Origin of the sequence: Micromonospora sp. MP36 (genome assembly GCF_008119785.1) — a bacterium.
Taxonomy (GTDB): domain Bacteria; phylum Actinomycetota; class Actinomycetes; order Mycobacteriales; family Micromonosporaceae; genus Micromonospora.
Map to the genome: position 1 here is coordinate 1 of NZ_VSFA01000252.1, position 1,470 is coordinate 1,470.

A 1,470-nucleotide genomic window follows, 5' to 3' on the forward strand; every position below is an offset into this window, starting at 1 on the left:
CGCGGTCTTACGCAGAATGTCGGTACGCATGATGATCCAAAACCTTTCGATCGGGGGACGGCGCACACGCAAAGGGGGTGCGGTGTGCCGCGTGAAAGGGGGGTAAGCCAGAAGAAAGATCATCCGGCGGCCCCTGCGGGGGCCTGCTCGGGACGTCCCGGGGGTGTAACCGTCCGGGGCAGGGGATCATTCCATCCGGCTCCCTCGGGGGCCGGCCCGGGTGCTGCTCGGGCGGCCGGGAGATGTAACGACGGCCGGCGGCCGGTCATTCCGCGGCGGGGCCCGTGGGCTGGCGGGCTGGGGATCCCGCGCGGTACAACGCCCCCGACCCGGCCATCATTCCGCCCGAGGTCCCGGGTCATCGGTGCAATCGTTTGCAAACCGGGCAACCGGGCGCGCCGGTTCCACATCAAACCGGACACCACACGCAATGCGCCCTTCAGTGCGTCGACGACCAGGATCCCCTCCGCCTGGTCGGAGGTGCGGTTCAACATCGACGTCGCACCGCCGGTCGAGCAGTCACCTCGCCAATGAGGCGGTAAACGCTGTCGAAAACCCCGCCACTCGCGGATCTGGGGCTGCCCCTCCCTGGCCGACACCGCCACATTGCCGACACGATGCAAGCTCGCCGCGAACCCGGCTCCATTGGCGACATGGGTTGACCTGGTCCGGCGAATCCCATGTCGCGGATAGGGCGCAACCTTGGCAGCGGGCGTCGGCACCCGCACAGCCCGCGCTCCTGCGCCACGAGCGCCACTTAACGGACGCCGAGACGTCGCCGCCCTCACAGCATCAGGTTGCCCGGCTTCGGATCGCGATGCATCAAGCAGGCCTCGTCGGCGGCGGTGAGCACGGAGCAGATCTGGGCAACGATCGCCACAGCCCAGCCGATCGGCAGTGGGCCCTGTTCCGCGATCGGGGCGGAGAGGTTGGTGCCATGAATTCGCTGCATGGGAGGTACGGCTGCCCGTCCTGCTCGCCCCAGTCGTAGACCGCTGGCCCGCCCGGATGCTCCAAGCGCGCCATGATGCGGGACTCTCGCCGGAATCGCCGTACGAGGGCATCGTCATGGCTGCCCTCGTGCAACTGGATGAACTTGACGGCGATCTCCGGGTCACGTGTGGTGTCCCGGCCGAACCAGACCTGCCCCATGGCTCCACCGGGGATCGGCAACGGCTCCAGCTCGTAGCGGCCGTTCAGCAGGGTCCGCCCGGACACACCGCCTCCCCATGTCCCGCTTTGGCGATATCGCCAGCCGCTCGGCGGGGAGGGCCGCGCTGGCCGCCATCGCCTGAACCAGCAAATCCCCAGTCGGGCGGAGGCAATTTCCGGGGGTGCCTCGCCAGGTAGTCGAGGTCTCCATCGTGCAGTACTCGGCGTAAGAACCCCTGGGGATCCCTAAGAAGCATTAGGGAGTCGGGCCAGGTTGATCTTGCCGATGGGTTCGTATCGAATCGCGTTTTTCGCAGC

General features: G+C 67.6%; 1 protein-coding gene. It reads right to left on the reverse strand.

Translation table 11 applies throughout. The annotated features are described in order from the left end of the window. Positions 1 to 784: 784 nt before the first annotated feature. On the reverse strand, positions 785 to 952 hold the full coding sequence (locus tag FXF52_RS42325; protein WP_187414031.1) for a hypothetical protein: 168 nt from the start codon (positions 950 to 952) through the stop codon (positions 785 to 787). Positions 953 to 1,470: the final 518 nt, after the last annotated feature.